Source organism: Sinorhizobium sp. CCBAU 05631 (genome assembly GCF_002288505.1).
In the GTDB taxonomy this organism is placed as follows: Bacteria; Pseudomonadota; Alphaproteobacteria; order Rhizobiales; family Rhizobiaceae; genus Sinorhizobium; species Sinorhizobium fredii_C.
The window spans coordinates 1259320-1275352 of sequence record NZ_CP023063.1 but is presented as its reverse complement, the minus strand read 5'-3'; the positions used below and the strand labels follow the sequence as shown (position 1 = coordinate 1275352).

Sequence of the window (16033 nt, the reverse complement as noted above, 5' to 3'; positions counted from 1 at the left end):
GACCCGGCCGGCCGTGGCAGGTGAGGTTATTCCTTGACGGGCTCACCCTTCACGCGGACTTCGGACACGCCGCTGCGGGCGACGCGGACCTTGATTCCCTCGGCGATTTCGACCTCGAGTTCCGCATCGTCGATAACCTTCGTCACCTTGCCGATGATACCGCCGCCGGTAACGATCTGATCGCCGCGGCGGATGTTCTTCAACAGCTCTTCGCGACGCTTCATCTGCGCACGTTGCGGGCGAATGATCAGGAAGTACATGACGACGAAGATCAGGATGAACGGCAGGATGGACATCAAAATGTCGGCCCCGCCGGCGGCGGGCGCGGCAGTCTGCGCAAAAGCTTCGGTAATGAACATCGATCACTCCTTGAGTTCAACCCACGCGGTTACTTTGCCCGCGCGAAATCCGACGGGAATATAGGGAAGCAATCCCACGACACAAATGTCGGCACCCTTCTCCGTTGCTCCTGCCTCTGACATAATTTCCGCAACAGGAGAACCCCTTGAGGGCGGAGAGCCGGGCTTTTCCAGCGCAAACCGCCGTGCTACCGACAAAATCATACCGCCGGCGGAGAAACGGCCGGATAGATCAAGCAACTGCACCGGACTCCGCATCTTTCGCCAGGAGCGTGAGCCAAGCCCGCAGACCAGTATGCCCGGAGATATAATGATGCGCGAAAGCAAGCTCGACATTCTGATCAATGAAGTGCAGAGGCTTTCGGCAGCGCTCGACCGGATCGCCGGGCCGGCGCCGGCGGAGAACGACTGGAACGAAGCAGAATGCTTCGTCTGGGTCCCCGTTACCCGCCATTTGCAACCGGTCACCAAACCGAATCGCATCGATCTCTCGTTGATCACCGGTGTCGATCATGTCCGCGACATCCTCTTCGACAACACGCTTCGCTTCGCAGAGGGTTTTCCCGCGAACAACGTGCTCCTCTGGGGCGCACGCGGCATGGGCAAGTCATCGCTGGTCAAGGCGGTACATGCGAAGGTGGCGCGCGACAGCGGCGGCGGCCTCAAGCTCGTTGAGGTGCATCGCGAGGACATCGCGTCCCTCCCCGCGCTGATGGACATCCTGCGGCAAGCCCCGATGCCGGTGATCGTTTTCTGCGACGACCTTTCCTTCGATCACGACGATACGTCCTACAAGTCGCTGAAGGCCGTTCTTGACGGCGGAGTGGAGGGCCGCCCGGCAAACGTCGTACTCTATGCGACCTCGAACCGCCGACACCTTCTGCCGCGCGACATGATGGAAAACGAACAGTCGACTGCCATCAATCCTTCGGAGGCGGTCGAGGAAAAGGTCTCGCTCTCGGATCGCTTCGGGCTATGGCTCGGCTTCTACAAGTGCAGCCAGGACGACTATTTGGCCATGGTCGACGGCTATGCGCGCTATTTCCATCTGCCCGTCGAACCGGCATCGCTGCATGCCGGCGCCCTCGAATGGGCGACGACGCGGGGATCGAGATCCGGCCGCGTCGCCTGGCAATTCATTCAGGATCTGGCTGGCCGTCTGCGCCGTCAACTGGACGAGACGGCATGATCGGGCGCGCAGGGCGCCCGATGAAGACTATTCGAGGAAAGTCGCCGGGTTAACCGGGGTCGCATTCTTGCGAACCTCGAAGTGCACCTGCGGCTGGCTCGCCTTGCCGGTCATGCCGGAGGCGGCAAGCGTCTGGCCGCGCTGGACCTTCTCGCCGCGCTGAACCTTGAGCTGCGAGGCGTTGCCATAGACCGTGACGGTGCCGTCATCGTGGCGGACCAGGACGGCATTGCCCAGTTCCTTGAGGCTGCTGCCGGAATAGATGACCACGCCGTTCTCTGCCGCCTTGATCGGCGTGCCTTCGGGCACCGAAATATTGATACCGTCATTGCGGTTGCCGTCGACATTGGCGCCATAGGCGGCAACCACCGCGCCGCGGACCGGCCAGCGATATTTGCTGATGCCCGTCGACTTCGGAGACTCCTGGTCGATATCGGTCTTGATAGCGACGTCCGAAACGCTCTCCTTGGCGACCGGAGCCTTGTATTCCGCCGGCTTGCCCTGATCGAGCGAAGCCACTTTCGTTTCCGTTTTGGCCGTTACGGAGGCCGTGACGACGGCATCGGTCGCCGCTGCTCCGGCTGCAGGCATCTTCAACTTCTGGCCGACGCGAATAGCTTCCGCCGTCAGACCGTTTGCCTGCTTCAGCGCCGCGACGGACACGCCGTTGGCCTTGGCGATCTTGTTCAGCGAATCCCCCGGCTTGACGGTGTAACCGCCATCCGAGCCGTCGCCTGCACCGGCATTGTTAAGCTTGCCGGCGGCCACATCGTTGCGGCCTTCGCTCTTTTCGCGGGACTGAGACTGGCCGGGAAGGATCGCCATCTCGCGCTGGCCGGTGGGAAGCGGCGAAGGCCGCCTCTTTCCGCCTTCGAAGTCGGCAATGGAACCAGAGGCTGCGGCCTTTGCTGCACTGCTCGAAGCGCCAAAGGTCGGGACGATAAGGCGTTGACCTGGCTCGACCTGGCTTGCCGACTTCAAGCCGTTCGCCTTGAGGATTTCCTTCTCGGGAACTCCGAAGCGGCGGGCCAACACGGCAACCGTATCGCCTGGGCGCACCATGATCGTGGGCGCATTCGCCGTCGTCCAGCCACCTTTGTTCGGAGTCGTCTTGAGATCCGACGGCAGCGGCTCAGCCTTTGCGAGTACGGGCTGCGGTTGGCGGGCGGCGGGAAGCGCCTGCGGCTGACGCGTTGCGACCGGCGCCGGCTCCGCTAAGGCGGTACGCTGAACGCTGACCGGCGTCGAAGCGGCCCGGGCGCTGGAGACCGGCGTACTCGCCGTGCTCATCGGATCGTAGGACGCGGCCTGCGCGGAACTCGGAAAAGCCTGGCCGTAAGAGCCGCCGGAACCTGCGGATGAGGCCAATTGGCCGCCGGAGATATCGCCACGTGGAACATTCCCCGGGATGGAACTGGTGGTGATGTCATCCGAACTCGAAAAGAGCCCGTTGAAACGGCTGACGTCGGAGCTGCAACCGGTCGCGACGCTTGCCAGCAAAACCGCCCCGCACAGGCGGATCAAAGACTTCCCTGCACCGGGAGATGAAAATTGACGCATGACGCTTACCCACTCCGAACGCAACTCGCTGTGGAATGATTAAAGCGCATTAGAGTTACCGGCCGGTTAAGGGCGGGACTCATTTGACAAAATGCTAACCATAGGATGTCCGCGCATCCGTGACGCAGAAGCCTTTCCGCCCGAAATGCCGCAGAGGCAACAGCTCAAAGGAGCTCGGAGTAGAGGCGCTCGATTTCCGATAGCGACCGCGATTCAGGCAGCTGCTCCTCATAGCTGATGCTGCCGACGTCCCAACCGACGAAGGGTGTTTCGCGGACCGGCGTATCGGTGGAACCGACTGAAGAGACAGCCTTGTCCTCGTCCAGGAAGACGCTGACGAGTCTTTCGAAATTTCCGCCCGTGTCCAATCCGCTTCCGGCATCGTATTCGAGCGACCGCAAGCCGGCCAGAGCCGCCTCCCTCGTGCCGAAATAACGCAGGCTGTTCTGGTCCTCCGCGCGGAGGCTGTCATAGTAGTCGATGAAGGAACTATAATAAGCCTTGTAGTCGCCGGTCTCGGCATGCTTCCCAAAGGCCTGATATTCGCGCGCAGCCAGCTGTGGGGAAAGCGTGTTGTTCCACTCGTCCCGGGTCAAGGGCGGCAGTTTCTCCGGCGCCTTTCTTGTCCGGCTGAGATAGAGCAACGCATCGACCGACAGCGAAATGCGTGGCGTCGGATCGAAAAAGCTTGTCGGAGTTGCCTGGACGCCGCCATCGTCCTTGCTTCCGGAGACGACCTGCCCGGCGGGACGGCCGGCGAGATTGCCCAAACCGTCGCCCGTCGTCGCTGCCGTCAGCCTGTTCGCAATCTCCATCCACCGTCTCCGTCACTGGCACGAGGGAGCGGGTCGCCGTCGAGGCAAACGCGCCTTCAGCCATCGTGCCCGTCCGGGCTAAGGGCTGAAGCTTGCGCGAAGCTGGATTTGGTTAAGAATGGGTTAACAGGCTGATCCGCAAGGGGTTTGCTGCGTCGAGGGAACGGCGCAGCGGTGCCTCAGCCACCTCCGGCAGCCGAGAATCAGATCACCCGTCCATCAAAGAAACGATGCGAGCTGCGGTACGATCGGAAGATAGGGCGCATCGAACAGGTCTTCACGATCGAAACGGCTGCCCGTCCGGCTGACCCGCACGATGCGGCACTGTGTTTCGCTCATCATGATCGGCACGAGCAGAGTACCGCCCGAGACGAGATGGTCGGAAAACATTCGAGGCAGGCTGCCGAAGGCGGCGGTGATAAGAATTCGGTCGAAGGTCCCCTCGCCCGGCACTCCGGAACTGCCATCCGCCTGCCTGACCACGACATTGCGGATGCCAGCTTTTTCGAGGTTCTTCTGCGCCGAACTCACCAATGTCTGGTAGCGGTCGATCGTCAGGATGCGTTCGGCGATGCGCCCCATCACTGCGGCGGTGAAGCCGCTGCCTGTCCCGACCTCGAGAATCCGCTGGCCCGGTTTGATGTTCAGGCAATGCAGCAGGCGGACTGCCAAGTCGCAACCTTCCATGAACGAACCGCAGTCGAGCGGTATCAATCGTTTGGAATAGACCTCGTCCTGGTACTGCGGCGGACAGAAAATGCTGCGCGGCGTCTGCTCGACGGCCTTGAGCAAATCGTGATTGACCACGCCGGCGGAACGAAGGCGCAGCGCCATCGCTGCAAAGCCTTCCTGCTGCGAAACGCGTCCGTTCAAGCGCCTGTCCCTTCCCGCAGTGCGCGCGCAATGCGCTCCTGGACGGTATAGTCGGTCATATCCAGTTTAAGCGGGGTTACCGAAATCCGGTTTTCGCGCACAGCGTGAATGTCGGTGCCGGAGCGGAAGTCGCCGGAGCGCTCGCCGAAGCGGAGCCAGAAATAGGGAAATCCGCGGCCATCGATGCGTTCGTCGATGCTGAGGCCGAATTCGAGCTTGCCTTGTGAGGTCACTTCGACGCCCGCCACCGCATCGGCCGCGCAATCGGGGAAGTTCACATTGAGGAGCGTGCCATCCGGAAGCGCGACATCCATCAAGGTACGGATCAGGGCGGGCGCATGGGTCTCGGCCACGTCCCATGAGACTGCGCCGCCGACGGCATGCCGGTAAGCCTGGCTGACGGCGATCGACCGGATTCCCTGCAGTGTGCCCTCGATTGCGCCGGCGACCGTGCCTGAATAGGTGACGTCGTCGGCGAGATTGGCGCCGATATTGACGCCCGAAAGGACGAGATCCGGCCTACGGTCGAGGATCTTGCGCGCTGCCATGATGACGCAGTCGGTCGGCGTTCCCCTAAGGGCGAAACGCCTCTCCGCCACCTGCCGCAATCGCAGCGGCTCCGACAGCGTCAGCGAATGGGCAAGGCCGCTCTGGTCCACTTCCGGAGCGACGACCCAGACATCGTCCGAGATCGCCAGGGCGATTCGCTCGAGGACAGAAAGCCCTTCGGCATGAATGCCATCGTCATTGGTCAGCAGGATGCGCATGCCGGTCTCTTTCGCTTGCCCGCGCTTCAGGCCGCCTTCTCGATGCGTCTAAGACCGCCCATATAGGGGACGAGAACCTCCGGAACGGAGACCGAGCCGTCGTCATTCAGATAGTTCTCGATGACGGCGATCAGCGCGCGGCCGACAGCGACGCCGGAACCGTTCAGCGTATGGACGAATTTCGTGCCCTTTTCCTCCTTGGTGCGGTAGCGTGCATTCATGCGCCGCGCCTGGAAGTCGCCGCAGACCGAGCAGGACGAGATTTCGCGGTAAGTATCCTGCCCCGGCAGCCAGACCTCGAGATCGTAGGTCTTGCGTGCGCCGAAGCCCATGTCGCCGGCGCAGAGCGTCATGACCCGGTAGTGGAGCCCGAGCCCTTTCAGCACCTCCTCGGCGCAGGCCGTCATCCGCTCATGCTCGTCGATCGAGGTCTCGGCGTCGGTGATCGACACCAGTTCGACCTTGTTGAACTGATGCTGGCGAAGCATGCCGCGTGTGTCGCGGCCGGCAGACCCCGCCTCCGAGCGGAAGCATGGCGTCAGGGCCGTGAAGCGCAGCGGCAGCTTTTCGCCCTCGATGATCTGCTCGCGCACCATGTTCGTCAGTGGAACCTCCGCCGTCGGGATCAGCCAGCGATCGTCCGTCGTGCGGAAGAGATCTTCCGCGAATTTCGGCAGCTGGCCGGTTCCATACATCGCATCGTCGCGGACGAGCAGTGGCGGCTGCACCTCGATATAGCCGTGCTCCTGCGTATGCAGGTCCAGCATGAATTGGCCGAGGGCGCGCTCCAGGCGGGCAAGCTGACCCTTCAGAATGGTGAAGCGCGAGCCGGCAATGCGTGCGGCCCCTTCGAAGTCCATGAACCCCAAGGCTTCGCCGATTTCGAAATGCTCGAGCGGCTTGTGATTCCACGTGGGCTTGGCGCCGACGGTGCGCTTCACGACATTGCCGCTCTCGTCCGGACCGACCGGGACGTCCTCAAGCGGAACGTTCGGGATGCGCGAGAGCGTATCGTTGAGCTCGGCTTCGATCCGGCGGCTTTCCTCTTCGGCAGCCGGCAGGGCGTCCTTGAGTTCGGCGACCTCGGCCTTGAGCTTTTCCGCGAGTTCGCCGTTCTTCTGCGCCATGGCGGCGCCGATTTCCTTCGAGGCGGCGTTGCGGCGCGACTGCATCTCCTGCAGCGATTGCAAGACCGTGCGGCGGCGCTCGTCAAGCGCGATCAGCGATGCCGACAACGGCTCCGCGCCCCGCTTCGCCAGCGCATTGTCGAGCAGGCCAGCATTCTCACGAATCCATTTGATGTCGAGCATAGTCGTCCCACGCGTTGGTCTGCTGCATGTCTCCTCAGATCGACCTCGATTTGAGGAGACATGCAGCAATTCGAAGTGCTACAGCGACCTTTGCGCGTCTGATAAAACGCGCGGCGCTGCAGGTCACGGCGCGATTAGATCAGCCCTGGGCGGGCCCGACCGTACCCGAAGAACCTTCCTGCGAAGACGCAGACTCGCCTGCAAGTGATTCAGCTTCCCGCTGCCTTTCAACGAGTCGCGCCGTATAGATTGAAATCTCGTAGAGAAGGATGGCTGGCAGCGCAAGACCGATCTGGGAAACCGGATCCGGCGGCGTCAGCACGGCCGCGACGATGAAAGCGATGACGATCGCATATTTGCGCTTCTCGGCGAGCCCCTGCGAGGTGACGAAACCGACGCGCGCCAGTAGCGTGGTGACGACCGGCAACTGGAAGACCAGGCCGAAGGCGAACACCAGCGACATGATCAGGCTCAGATATTCCGAGACCTTCGGCAGCAGCTGGATCGCAACCTGCCCCTCTCCACCGCCCTGCTCCATGGCCAGGAAGAACCACATGACCATCGGGGTGAAGAAGAAGTAAACCAGCGCCCCGCCGAGCAGGAAAAGGAGTGGAGACGCAACCAGGAACGGCAGGAAGGCGGCGCGCTCGTTCTTGTAGAGCCCGGGCGCGACGAACTTATAGACCTGCGAGGCGATTACCGGAAAGGCGATCACCAGCGCGCCGAACATCGCCACCTTGATCTGGGTGAAGAAAAACTCCTGCGGCGCGGTGTAGATGAGTTCCACGTTACGATGGCTGAGACCGGCCCAGCTCACCGCCCACTTGAACGGCAGGACGAGGAGATTGAACAGCTGCTTGGCGAAATAGAAGCAGACCAGGAAAGCGACGAAGAACGCGCCGACCGCCCACATCAACCGCGCCCTAAGCTCGATCAGGTGCTCGATCAACGGCTGCGGCTTGTCCTCGATATCGCCGCTCATGCGTCACCTTTTTTCTTGCGCGCAGATGCGCTTGTCTTCTCGGTTCGGACGGGGGCCACGCGGTCGCCGGCTGTGGTCTTCCTAGTCGCCGCTTTCTTCGGCGCGGCCGTAGCGGCGGCTTTCTTGGTGGCTGCCTTGATTGCCGGTCCCTTGGCGCTCGCCGCCTTCTGCGAAGCTGCTCTCGGCTTAGCGGCACGCTTCGGCGTCGCCTCGGTCGCCTTCGATTCCGCCACCTTTGCCTCGTCCGCCGCTGCGCGTTGCATCTGCCGGGAGGCAGACCCGACGGCCGCGGCTGCCACCGTCTCGACCGGCTTCGCCGGCATTCCAGCGGGCGCAGTCGCCGGCTCGATTTGTGGTGCAGGCGTGACAGGAGCCTCGGGCGCGACCGGTTGGGCCGGAGCGTCGGGCGTCGTCGCCCTTTGCAGATCGGATTTGATCTCGTTTCCGAGCTGCCGCAGCGGGTTCATGGCATCGCGCAATGCGGTGGTCGGATTGAGGCTTTGCGCATCGCTGATCGTCTTGCGAACCTCGTCGAGATCGGCCTCCCGCAGCGCTTCATCGAACTGGCGGCGGAAGTCGGAGGCCATGCCCCGCATCCGCCCCGTCATTCGTCCGAAGGCCCGCAGCATGGGCGGCAGGTCCTTCGGTCCGACGACGACGATCAAGACGATTGCAATAACAACAAGCTCGGTCCAGCCGATATCAAGCATCCGACGCGCCCTACAAACCCGTAATGCGGCTCACCGGACGCTAGGCGCGCCGGTTGGCCATTTCCGATCGTCAGCGGACTTCGTCGGACTTGTGCTCGACGGTCTTGCCGTCGATCGTCTTGTCGGCCGAGGCAGCGTCCTCGTCGGTCATGCCCTTCTTGAAGTTCTTGATGCCCTTGGCAACGTCGCCCATCAATTCCGGGATCTTGCCACGACCAAACAACAGCAGCACGACCACCAGGACGATCAGCCAATGCCAGATGCTAAACGAACCCATCCACTTACTCCCTCAGGCTTTATCGATTCAAAGCCATCACGTTGTCATTTTTCAGGCGCCGCTTGAAGGCGCGCCGTCATTGTGACCGAACCTAAGATGTCGAGGCGTCTTTTTCAAACACCAATATGTCGCGCTCGTTAACGGAAAGCGTGACGTCACGCAATCCTGTCGGCAACAGATCGGCCCGAATGCGGGCCCGTACCGTCCGCTCCGACTGCGGCACGGCGAGTTCCAGCAACTCGACGACGCCCAGGAAGCGTCGAGACAGGATGCGCGCCGGGATGTCGCCGCCCTCCGGCTTCAACTGAACACCGGAGAGCCGCACCGCCACGCTCAAGGGCTGCCCCTCCTTGTATTCCCCGGCAGGCACGTCACCGAGCGGCGTTTCGACGCGGCCGCCGCGCACACGCGCATCGAACACGTTGATCTCGGAGAAGAACCCGGCGGCAAACAGATTGCAGGGCTTGCGATAGAGCTCGTCGGCGGTGCCGACCTGAACGAGGCAGCCATCCTTCAGGAGCGCTATACGGTCGGCCATGCGCATGGCCTCTTCCGCGTCATGGGTGACGACGATCGCCGTCGCCCGCGTTTCGCGGAGGATCGCCAGCGTATCGGCACGAATGGAATCCTTCAGGCGGGAATCGAGACCGGAGAAAGGCTCGTCCATCAACAGCACCGCCGGCCGCGGGGCGAGCGCCCGCGCGAGCGCCACCCGTTGCTGCTCGCCGCCTGAAAGCACATGCGGGTAACGATCTGCGTAATGAAACAGCCCCACGCGATCGAGCGCCGCATCGGCCTGGATCAAAGCCTCCTTCTTCGGCAGGTCGTTCAAGCCGAAGCAGACATTGTCGCGAATGGTCATGTGCGGGAAGAGCGCGAAATCCTGGAACATCAGCCCGACGCCACGCCTTTCCGGCGGCAGGAAGACGGAGGGACCGGATATTTCCTGCCCGTTCAGCAGAAGCCGGCCGCCGGTCTGCATCTCGATGCCGGCCGCGATCCGCAGCAAGGTTGTCTTGCCGGACCCGGAGGGGCCGAGCAGGCACAGCACTTCGCCGGCCTCGGCAGTCAGCGAGACGTTCTTGATCGTGTCCTTCGAGTGATAGCGGTGGCTGATGTTTTCGAATGCGAGGCTCGCCGCAAAGGACACACCCTGGCGTCTCGTCGTCGCAACGGCGCCGTTGAGCGTGTCTGAACCCATGCCCGCATTCCTTGACCGAAGGCCTTCCGGAGGGATAGCGGCCCTAAAGCCGATAGCCCCACTCAGGATTCCTAATCGTCCCCTTCAGCCTTCGGAGTCAAGAGGCCCAGTTCCTCGAGGTCCATCTGGGTGATGGGATCCTCATTGTCTGAAAGTTCGTCCTCACCGACAGGGACCGGGATATGCAGGTTGGAGGGAACCCGACCGGACAGGAGACCGGCGCCCTTCAATTCCTCGATGCCCGGGAGATCGCGGATTTCTTCCAGCCCGAAGTGATCGAGGAAATCCCGCGTCGTTCCGAATGTGACCGGCCGCCCCGGCGTGCGTCTTCGGCCGCGAAACCGCACCCAGCCCGCCTCCATCAGTACATCGAGCGTGCCTTTGGAGGTCTGAACGCCGCGGATGTCCTCGATCTCCGCACGCGTCACCGGCTGGTGATAGGCGATAATGGCCAGGACTTCGAGCGCGGCGCGCGAGAGCTTCTTGATCTCCTGCTCGTCAGTTTGCACGACGAAGGAGAGATCGGCCGCGGTGCGGAACGCCCAGTGATCGGCGACCTGAACGAGATTGACGCCGCGGCTCGCATAGGACGCTTTCAGCCGTGCCATGACACGGCCGACATCGACGCCCCGGGGTATCCGGCTGGCGATATAGCTCTCGGAGATTGGCTGCGCCGATGCGAAGACGAGCGCTTCGGCGATCCGCTCCGCCTCCTCCGCCAGCCCTGGATCGATGAACATCTCGAGTTCATCCTCGTCGTCGGGTAGTCCGGGCAGGTATTTTTGCGCCTCAGCCACGCGCTGCCTCCATTTCCGCCAGGGTCGCGGCATCGATCGGCTTCGGCCCTCGCCTTAGATAGATCGGTGCGAAAGCGGCTTCCTGCCGGATTTCCAACCGTCCCTCCCGCACCAGCTCGAGCGACGCGGCAAAAGAACTCGCGATTGCGGTTGCGCGCTCCTTCGGGCCCGTCATGTAGCGGATGAGGAAATGATCGAGCGCGGTCCAGTCTTCGAGGCTGCCGACCATCCTGGCGAGGATGAGGCGCGCATCGGAAAGCGACCAGACATGGCGCTTCTCAATCGTTACCTGGGTTATCGCCTGCCGTTGCCGGAGCGTAGCGTAGGCCGTCAGCAAATCGTAGAGCGAAGCGTCGTAGCCGGACTTTCGTTCCGATACGAGGTGCTCAGGCGCACCGCGTCCGAAGACGTCTCGGCCCAGCCTGTTGCGGTTGACCAGCCGCGTCGCGGCATCGCGCATCGCCTCGAGACGCTTCAGCCGGAAAGCCAGGGCGGACGCCATCTCCTCGCCCGAGGGGCCCTCGTCCTTCGACTGCTGGGGAATCAGCAGGCGCGACTTCAGATAGGCAAGCCATGCCGCCATGACGAGGTAATCGGCGGCAAGCTCGATGCGGATCGAGCGCGCCCGCTCGATGAAGGCGATATACTGCTCGGCAAGCGCAAGAACGGAGATTCGTGAAAGATCGACGCGCTGGCTGCGCGCAAGATGCAGAAGCAGGTCAAGCGGGCCCTCGAAGCCGCCAATGTCGACGACGAGTTCTTCCTCGTGCAAGCCGCGATCGGCAGACTCGTCCTGCCACAAAGGCTCCATCGGCGCCTTTGCCACCAGTTGCCCCTGCCTTTCGTCAGACCCCATCGACCCTATGCCCTTTCAACGCGGCGTAGCCGCGTTTACCAACTAGAGCGCCCCCACCTTCATGCGAAGGCACAAAAGAACTCTCTACCGCTTTGAATCCAACGCATCTTTTCTGCCTTCGACATATCCGCTCGCAAGCAGAATGCCCTAGGCGAGCGAGAACATCGCATTGAACTCCGCTCGCAATATGTCTTCGTCCGAACCGTCAGGCTGTCGGAAGGCGGCCTCGGCAGCCTTCGCGCGGCGCAGCCGGTCTCCCGACAGAACCGGGACGACATAGGCGACCGCCTTCATTTCTTCCATAATGCCGTGGCAATGCAAGACGAGATCGAGCCCTGCGTCGACAATTCCCCGGGCGCGGGTGGTCATATCGCCAGCAAGTGCGTTCATGGAAACGTCGTCGGACATCAACAGGCCGTCGAAGCCGATATAGCCGCGGATGATCTCCCGCACGACCTTGGAAGAGGTGGTTGCCGGATTGTCGGGGTCGATCGCCGTGAACACCATATGCGCCGACATCGCCATCACCTCGTCCCTCATGGCGGCGAATGGCTGGAAATCGACACGCTTCAGTTCGTCCAACGAGGCGTCGACCACCGGCAGGTTGTGGTGCGAATCCACGAAGGTGCGGCCATGGCCCGGCATGTGCTTCATCACCGGCAGCATGCCGCCCGCTTTCAGGCCTTCGCCGACGGCACGGCCGATCGCCGTCACAATCGCCGCATCGTGGCCATAGGCGCGGTTGCCGATGACGTCATGGCTGCCGGGCACCGGCACGTCGAGAACCGGCAGGCAGTCGACCGTGATGCCGAGCCGCATGAGATCGAAGGCATGCAGACGGCCGAGCAGCCACGCGGCACGCAGCCCCATTTCAACGTCGCGCCGGTAGATCTCGCCGATGGCTGCACCGCTCGGATATTGCTGCGCGAGCGGCGGGCGAATGCGCTGGACGCGGCCGCCCTCCTGGTCGATGAGGACCGGTGCTTTCGGATTGCCGACGCTGTCGCGCAGGGCCGCGACGAGATCGCAGATCTGATCTTTCTCGCCGATGTTGCGACCGAAGAGAATGAAGCCCCAAGGGCGCTCGCCGGCGAAGAAGCTGCGCTCTTCTGCCGTGAGGGAAAGGCCTTTGCAGCCCGAGATGAATGCCTTTGATTCGCTCATATGCCGATCATAATGGCCCGCGACCGAACCGCGAAGTCGCAAAGCGTCTGCCGGCGCCTCCATGCACAGGCAAGCGCATCGCGCGTAACGAAACGGGCGCGGCATTGCTGCCGCGCCCGCCTAATTTCTTTCAAGCCTTCGCGGCTACTTCGTCACGAGGCAGCTTCCGCCGGCGCTCTTGTAGCGCGAGCAAAGGGCATTGGCCTCTTCCCGCGAACCAGCCGGTATCCTGACGCGGTAATAGGTACCCTTGCCGGCAATCTCCGCCTTGCGAATATCCACTCCGCGGCCGCCGATGACGCTCGCGAACTTGGCCGAGAGATTGTTGTAGCTCTTCTGCGCCTCGGCCTCGGAGGGCAGCGAGGCAATCTGGACGACGTAGCTGCCGGCCGGAACGGACGCGGTCGCGAGCGGCGCGGCGGGCTGTGCAGCCGCCGTTTCCGTGGCCGGCTTAGCTTCCGGCGCTGCAGCCGCAGGGGCTTCTGCGGCGGGTTTCGCCGATGGGGTCGGCTCGCTGCCGACGGCCGTCGTCTTGACGCTGCGGACGGGCGCGACCTCGTTCCCGGCCGGCTCACTCGGTGCCGCAAGCGCGACCTTCCCGGCCGGCGCGGCAGGTTCTTCGGCGGTGCGCAGCTCGGCTGCCGCCACCGCGACCGCTGCCTTGCCCTCAGACCCGGAGGCGCCCGCCTCCGCCGAAGCATCGGCGGGAATGGACTGAGCAGCAGCCGTAGCCGCGCTGGCGCTTTCGGTCGGCTCGTCACGGGGAACGAGCGTGCCGTCCGGCTTGACGATCATGGTCCGCACCTTGCGCGGCGCCACAGCCGGGGCAGCTTCCTCTTCGGCAGCGGCATTGTCCGCAGATGCATCAGGCGTCAGACGCGCGACTTCTTCCTCTTCCGGCGGAGATACGCCAGGCAAGGCGTCCCCGTTTTCACTGCCTTCAAGCGGCAGGGATTCCGGCGTCAGCGTTCTCTGCACCACGTCCATCGGTTCTTCCGTCGAGGAGACCAGAGCCTCCTGGCGCGGAGCGGTGCCCTGGTCGCCGGCCACCCGGTCGTAGACCGCTTTGTCCTGGTTCGGCACGGTCTTGCCGCCCTTCTGTTCCGGGACGATCTTGACCGGGTCCTTGTCGGCTAGGATGATCCTGGGGCCGTCGCCCGACAGGACAGCACTGCTTCCGCCCATCCAGGCGTAGACGGCGGCGCCGCCGAGGATGATGACACCGGCCACGCTTGCAGCCAGCAGCATCGTGCGCTGCGAGCGGCGGCCATAGCCCTGTTCGGCGAAATCTTCGCTCTCGGCCCGCGGCATCGCCGCCAGCCGCTCGGCGTCCTGCGCGGCGCTGCGGCGCTCCGACATGGAACGCTGGAAGTCCTCTTCCATCGCCTTCTCGAATTCCTCGAAGTCGTCGAGCGACGCGAGCGGCGCGCCGCCATTGCCCGCCGATCCGGCGCGCGCTGCGGGCGCGGCGTCGGCCTGGCTCGAGCGTCCGCTCTTTGCGGCCGGCGCCGGCGTATTGAAGAGCTGTGCCATTTCCGCGTCGATATCGAGGTCGAAATCGCCAGGATAGGAAACCGGTTTCTCTTCGGCTTCCAGCGACGGAAGCTGCGGGACATCGAGATCGGCGATCGGCGCAACGCCGCTTTCCATCTCACCGATCATGGCGGGATCGAAAGGCAGCGGACTTTCCGATGACGTTTCTACGGCCTCGGCAACCCCGGGGGCTTGATCCACTGCTGACACCGGCGCCTGTTCGCGACGCAGTTCCGGCGCGCTCACCGGAGCAAGTGCCTGCAGGAACGGCTGAGCCGCCGGCTCCACCAGCGCAGGATGCCCTGCGACCGGAGGCGCTTCGGCAACTGCCTTCGGCGCGTTCACCGGAGCAAGCGCCTGCAGGAACGGCTGAGCCTCCGGCTCCACCAGCGCAGGATGTCCCACGGCCGGAGGCGCTTCCGCAGCCGCCTTCGGCGCATCGTCTTTCAACAGATCCATGTCCAGCGCAATGTCGGCGAGTTCCAGCTCGAAATCATCGAGATCGAAGCTCGGCTCGGACTCGGCCTGCGGCGCTACGTTTTGCGCGAACTCCGCTTCCCGCACGGCGGGCGCCTCAGGGGCGACGGCCGGAGCCGGCGCCTGCACGGCGGCAGGCGCCGGGATCGGAGTGGCGTAGGCGCGCTGCTGAGATGCACCGGCTGCCGACGCGACGGGCGTCGCGCGGCTGAACATCGGCGTAAAGGGGTAAGTGTTCTTCTTTGCGACAGGCGCGGAAACAGCGGGCGCCGGCTGCGCGGCAACCGATGCGGCCGCAACGGCTGCAGCCGGGACGATCGGTATTATCGGAAAGCGCTCCACATCGGCGAGCAGCCGATCCACGGGCTCGGGAGCCGCCGGTTCGGGCGGCAGGGCCGGCGACACATGCGCAGCAACCGCCTCGGTGACCGCTGCCTCCTGCGGCTGTTCGGGCTCCGCCATATCCAGGTAAACCGGTTCCGCGATATGGGCGCGTTCGGCAGCCTTGCCGGCCGCAGCGAGCCTGGAGGCAAGCGGCTCCTGCCAGTCTTCGAATACCGGGAGGTCCGGGGTCTCGGGCTGCTGGACCGGCTGCATGCCGTCGCCAACGGGCGCGGCCTCGGCCGACAGATCTTCATAGCCGAGCGATAGTTCGAGTTCGCGTTCCAGATCGACGGCGGAATCGACGTCCTGCGTCACAAAGACATCCGCCTCGCGATCGCTCGGCACCTGATCTTCTTCTGGAGAAAACGCTACCGGCTCACCGGAGAGTTCTGCAGCGCGTTCTACGGCCGGCGCCGACGGCTCCATGAGCGGCGCTTGGCTTTCCGGCTCTCGGCTTTCCAGCACAGGCTCAGGCGAGCCCGCCGCAGTCGCGGCCGGATGCTCGACAAGCCCGCTATCGGGGTGGACCGGTGCCGCGCGCGGGGCGTCATAGCTGTCGAATGCGCGCAGCAGCTCGTCTTCGAGATCGAAGGCCGGATCGCGCCGGATCGTCTCCTGGTGTCGCTGCAACTCCTGCAGTTGCTGAACTGCTGGCCGAGCATCGTAACCGACAATGCGGGCAAGTTCGCTCAACGGATCATCATCGGCCAATTTGTCGAATTCTGCCGGCCCGCTTCGTGCGAATTGTTTGTCTGCCATAGTTTCCACTCACAACTGCC

Annotated in this window: 16 protein-coding genes; 2 read left to right on the top strand and 14 right to left on the bottom strand. The window is 63.5% G+C overall.

Annotated elements, in window-relative coordinates; all coding sequences use genetic code 11:
* Nucleotides 1-26: 26 nt before the first annotated feature.
* Nucleotides 27-359 carry a preprotein translocase subunit YajC gene (gene yajC / locus SS05631_RS06185; protein ID WP_037422867.1) on the bottom strand — a complete coding sequence of 111 codons (333 nt, stop codon included), beginning with the start codon at nt 357-359 and terminating at the stop codon, nt 27-29.
* Nucleotides 360-672: 313 nt separating this feature from the next.
* Between yajC and SS05631_RS06180 the strand changes: the two genes are divergently transcribed.
* The gene (locus tag SS05631_RS06180) at nt 673-1548 is read left to right on the top strand and encodes an ATP-binding protein (protein WP_037422916.1); all 876 of its coding nucleotides are present in this window, start codon (nt 673-675) and stop codon (nt 1546-1548) included.
* A gap of 27 nt (nt 1549-1575) precedes the next feature.
* Here SS05631_RS06180 and SS05631_RS06175 read toward each other — a convergent pair whose 3' ends face one another.
* Nucleotides 1576-2838: a LysM peptidoglycan-binding domain-containing protein gene (locus tag SS05631_RS06175; protein WP_244412259.1), complete on the bottom strand. Its 1263-nt coding sequence runs from the start codon at nt 2836-2838 to the stop codon at nt 1576-1578.
* Nucleotides 2839-2956: 118 nt separating this feature from the next.
* Between SS05631_RS06175 and SS05631_RS31750 the strand changes: the two genes are divergently transcribed.
* Nucleotides 2957-3103, top strand: coding sequence for a hypothetical protein (locus SS05631_RS31750; protein WP_234819527.1), 147 nt, complete (start codon nt 2957-2959; stop codon nt 3101-3103).
* Between the two features lie 169 nt (nt 3104-3272).
* Here SS05631_RS31750 and SS05631_RS06170 read toward each other — a convergent pair whose 3' ends face one another.
* The 12 genes from SS05631_RS06170 to SS05631_RS06110 all read right to left on the bottom strand — a co-directional run bounded on the left by SS05631_RS06170 (nt 3273) and on the right by SS05631_RS06110 (nt 16013).
* The gene (locus SS05631_RS06170; RefSeq protein ID WP_037422873.1) at nt 3273-3923 is read right to left on the bottom strand and encodes a hypothetical protein; all 651 of its coding nucleotides are present in this window, start codon (nt 3921-3923) and stop codon (nt 3273-3275) included.
* 219 nt (nt 3924-4142) lie between these two features.
* The gene (locus SS05631_RS06165; RefSeq protein ID WP_037422875.1) at nt 4143-4796 is read right to left on the bottom strand and encodes a protein-L-isoaspartate(D-aspartate) O-methyltransferase; all 654 of its coding nucleotides are present in this window, start codon (nt 4794-4796) and stop codon (nt 4143-4145) included.
* Nucleotides 4793-5563: a 5'/3'-nucleotidase SurE gene (gene surE / locus SS05631_RS06160; RefSeq protein ID WP_037422878.1), complete on the bottom strand. Its 771-nt coding sequence runs from the start codon at nt 5561-5563 to the stop codon at nt 4793-4795. Before surE ends, SS05631_RS06165 begins: the two co-directional genes overlap by 4 nt.
* Nucleotides 5564-5589: 26 nt before the next feature.
* Nucleotides 5590-6873 carry a serine--tRNA ligase gene (gene serS, locus SS05631_RS06155; RefSeq protein ID WP_037422881.1) on the bottom strand — a complete coding sequence of 428 codons (1284 nt, stop codon included), beginning with the start codon at nt 6871-6873 and terminating at the stop codon, nt 5590-5592.
* A 139-nt stretch (nt 6874-7012) separates the two neighbouring features.
* On the bottom strand, nt 7013-7855 hold the full coding sequence (tatC, locus tag SS05631_RS06145) for a twin-arginine translocase subunit TatC (protein ID WP_037422884.1): 843 nt from the start codon (nt 7853-7855) through the stop codon (nt 7013-7015).
* On the bottom strand, nt 7852-8565 hold the full coding sequence (gene tatB, locus SS05631_RS06140; protein ID WP_037422887.1) for a Sec-independent protein translocase protein TatB: 714 nt from the start codon (nt 8563-8565) through the stop codon (nt 7852-7854). Before tatB ends, tatC begins: the two co-directional genes overlap by 4 nt.
* Nucleotides 8566-8635: 70 nt before the next feature.
* Nucleotides 8636-8842, bottom strand: a complete 207-nt coding sequence (locus tag SS05631_RS06135) for a twin-arginine translocase TatA/TatE family subunit (RefSeq protein WP_018239649.1) — start codon at nt 8840-8842, stop codon at nt 8636-8638.
* A 91-nt stretch (nt 8843-8933) separates the two neighbouring features.
* On the bottom strand, nt 8934-10043 hold the full coding sequence (locus SS05631_RS06130) for an ABC transporter ATP-binding protein (RefSeq protein WP_037422892.1): 1110 nt from the start codon (nt 10041-10043) through the stop codon (nt 8934-8936).
* Between the two features lie 71 nt (nt 10044-10114).
* Nucleotides 10115-10840 (bottom strand): SMC-Scp complex subunit ScpB, encoded by a 726-nt coding sequence (scpB, locus tag SS05631_RS06125; protein ID WP_037422895.1) that lies wholly within the window; start codon nt 10838-10840, stop codon nt 10115-10117.
* Nucleotides 10833-11696 (bottom strand): ScpA family protein, encoded by an 864-nt coding sequence (locus SS05631_RS06120; protein ID WP_037422898.1) that lies wholly within the window; start codon nt 11694-11696, stop codon nt 10833-10835. Before SS05631_RS06120 ends, scpB begins: the two co-directional genes overlap by 8 nt.
* Nucleotides 11697-11843: 147 nt before the next feature.
* A complete protein-coding gene (gene nagZ / locus SS05631_RS06115) occupies nt 11844-12860 on the bottom strand; it encodes a beta-N-acetylhexosaminidase (protein ID WP_037422918.1) in 1017 nt (338 codons plus the stop codon).
* Between the two features lie 144 nt (nt 12861-13004).
* Complete coding sequence (locus SS05631_RS06110; RefSeq protein WP_095677938.1) at nt 13005-16013, bottom strand: SPOR domain-containing protein; 3009 nt, start codon at nt 16011-16013, stop codon at nt 13005-13007.
* Between the last annotated feature and the right edge of the window lie 20 nt (nt 16014-16033).

Coding starts and splice junctions, on each gene's coding strand:
- yajC (WP_037422867.1), bottom strand. CDS start 359: ATGTTCATTACCGAAGCTTTTGCGCAGACTGCCGCGCCCGCCGCCGGC.
- SS05631_RS06180 (WP_037422916.1), top strand. CDS start 673: ATGCGCGAAAGCAAGCTCGACATTCTGATCAATGAAGTGCAGAGGCTT.
- SS05631_RS06175 (WP_244412259.1), bottom strand. CDS start 2,838: ATGAGCACGGCGAGTACGCCGGTCTCCAGCGCCCGGGCCGCTTCGACG.
- SS05631_RS31750 (WP_234819527.1), top strand. CDS start 2,957: ATGGAACTGGTGGTGATGTCATCCGAACTCGAAAAGAGCCCGTTGAAA.
- SS05631_RS06170 (WP_037422873.1), bottom strand. CDS start 3,923: ATGGAGATTGCGAACAGGCTGACGGCAGCGACGACGGGCGACGGTTTG.
- surE (WP_037422878.1), bottom strand. CDS start 5,563: ATGCGCATCCTGCTGACCAATGACGATGGCATTCATGCCGAAGGGCTT.
- serS (WP_037422881.1), bottom strand. CDS start 6,873: ATGCTCGACATCAAATGGATTCGTGAGAATGCTGGCCTGCTCGACAAT.
- tatC (WP_037422884.1), bottom strand. CDS start 7,855: ATGAGCGGCGATATCGAGGACAAGCCGCAGCCGTTGATCGAGCACCTG.
- tatB (WP_037422887.1), bottom strand. CDS start 8,565: ATGCTTGATATCGGCTGGACCGAGCTTGTTGTTATTGCAATCGTCTTG.
- SS05631_RS06135 (WP_018239649.1), bottom strand. CDS start 8,842: ATGGGTTCGTTTAGCATCTGGCATTGGCTGATCGTCCTGGTGGTCGTG.
- SS05631_RS06130 (WP_037422892.1), bottom strand. CDS start 10,043: ATGGGTTCAGACACGCTCAACGGCGCCGTTGCGACGACGAGACGCCAG.
- SS05631_RS06120 (WP_037422898.1), bottom strand. CDS start 11,696: ATGGGGTCTGACGAAAGGCAGGGGCAACTGGTGGCAAAGGCGCCGATG.
- nagZ (WP_037422918.1), bottom strand. CDS start 12,860: ATGAGCGAATCAAAGGCATTCATCTCGGGCTGCAAAGGCCTTTCCCTC.
- SS05631_RS06110 (WP_095677938.1), bottom strand. CDS start 16,013: ATGGCAGACAAACAATTCGCACGAAGCGGGCCGGCAGAATTCGACAAA.